Raw genomic sequence first — 1,652 nt, 5'->3', positions numbered from 1 at the left:
CACCATTACCTGCCTGCAGCAGGGCTCGCTGCCCGAATCCGATCGAGCGGCGATCCTCGCGGCCGCGACCACACGGCGTGTTCCCGTTCTCGGCATCACCGGCACCGGCGGGTCCGGAAAGTCCTCCCTCACCGATGAATTGGTGCGCAGGCTCCGCACCGACCAGCAGGACAAGCTGCGCATCGCCGTGCTCGCGGTGGACCCGACCCGCAGGCGAGCCGGTGGCGCCCTGCTCGGTGACCGGATCCGGATGAACGCCCTCGACGGTGATCACGTGTATTTCCGGTCACTGGCCACCCGCGGCAATCACGAACTGCCCGACGATATCGACGCCATGATCGCCGCCTGCCGGGCCGCCGGTCACGACCTGGTCATCCTCGAGACCCCCGGCATCGGCCAGGGCGACGCGGGCATCGTCGACCACGTGGATGTGGCGCTGTATGTGATGACGCCGGAGTTCGGCGCCGCGTCCCAGCTCGAGAAGATCGACATGCTCGACTACGCCGATGTCGTCGCGATCAACAAGTACGAGCGCCGTGGCGCGGCCGACGCGGTGCGTGATGTGGCGCGCCAATTGATCCGCAACCGTGCGGAATTCGGCGCGAGCCCCGCTGACATGCCGGTCTTCGGCACCAGTGCGGCGACGTTCGACGACGACGGCGTCACCGCCCTGTACCAGCACCTCACCGGCCTGCTCACCGAACGCGGCTTGACGCTCGAGCCCGGCGCCCTGCCCCGCGTCGACACCTCGGTCTCCACCCGCTTCGCCCAGCTCGTGCCCCCGTCACGGGTCCGGTATCTGGCCGACATCGCCGACACGGTCCGCGGCTACCACGCCGACACCCAGCGCGAAGCCACTGCCGCCCAACGAATTCAACGGCTGGCACTGGTACACGCCGAGCTCCCCGACGACGCGGCGGTCGCCGACCTGCTCACGCAGGCCCGTCCCGCCCTCTCCGCGGCCTCGACCGCGGCACTGGCCGACTGGCCGACGGTCGCCGAGAGCTATCGCGGCGACGAACAGGTGGTGCGCATCCGCGACCGCGAACTGCGCACGCCGCTGCGCCGCGAATCCCTGTCCGGGACCAGCATTCCCCGGGTGGCCCTGCCCCGCTGCACCGACGACGGCGACCTCCTGCGTTTTCTGCGCGCCGAGAACCTGCCCGGCCGATTTCCTTTCACCGCAGGCGTTTTCCCGTTCAAACGCGAGAACGAGGACCCCGCCAGGATGTTCGCGGGCGAGGGTGATCCGGCCCGCACCAACCGCCGCTTCAAGGTCCTCAGCGCCCATGCCGAAGCCACCCGCCTGTCCACCGCGTTCGACTCCGTCACCCTCTACGGCCACGACCCGGCCGAACGCCCCGACATCTACTGCAAGGTCGGCACCTCCGGTGTCTCGGTGGCCACCGTCGAGGACATGCGCACCCTGTTCGACGGTTTCGACCTCGGCGCCCCGGCCACCTCGGTCTCGATGACCATCAACGGCCCCGCCCCGACCATCCTCGCCTTCTTCCTCAACACCGCGATCGATCAAGCGCTGCAGTGCTTCTCCGATGCCGAAGGGCGCGAGCCGACACCGGCGGAAGCCGCCGATATCCGGGCACGCACGCTGTCGACCGTGCGCGGCACGGTGCAGGCCGACATCCTCAAGG

Annotated in this window: 1 protein-coding gene; it reads left to right on the top strand. The window is 69.4% G+C overall.

Features of this window, described 5'->3' with window-relative positions; genetic code table 11:
- Nucleotides 1-1,652: methylmalonyl-CoA mutase family protein (locus ACFWF3_RS35135; protein ID WP_379318426.1), on the top strand; the 1,652-nt coding region annotated here is incomplete at both ends.

It is taken from the genome of Nocardia sp. NPDC060220, assembly GCF_042727815.1.
GTDB lineage: Bacteria > Actinomycetota > Actinomycetes > Mycobacteriales > Mycobacteriaceae > Nocardia.
The sequence above is the reverse complement of the archived record's forward strand: the minus strand, read 5'-3'. Positions and strand labels throughout refer to the sequence as shown.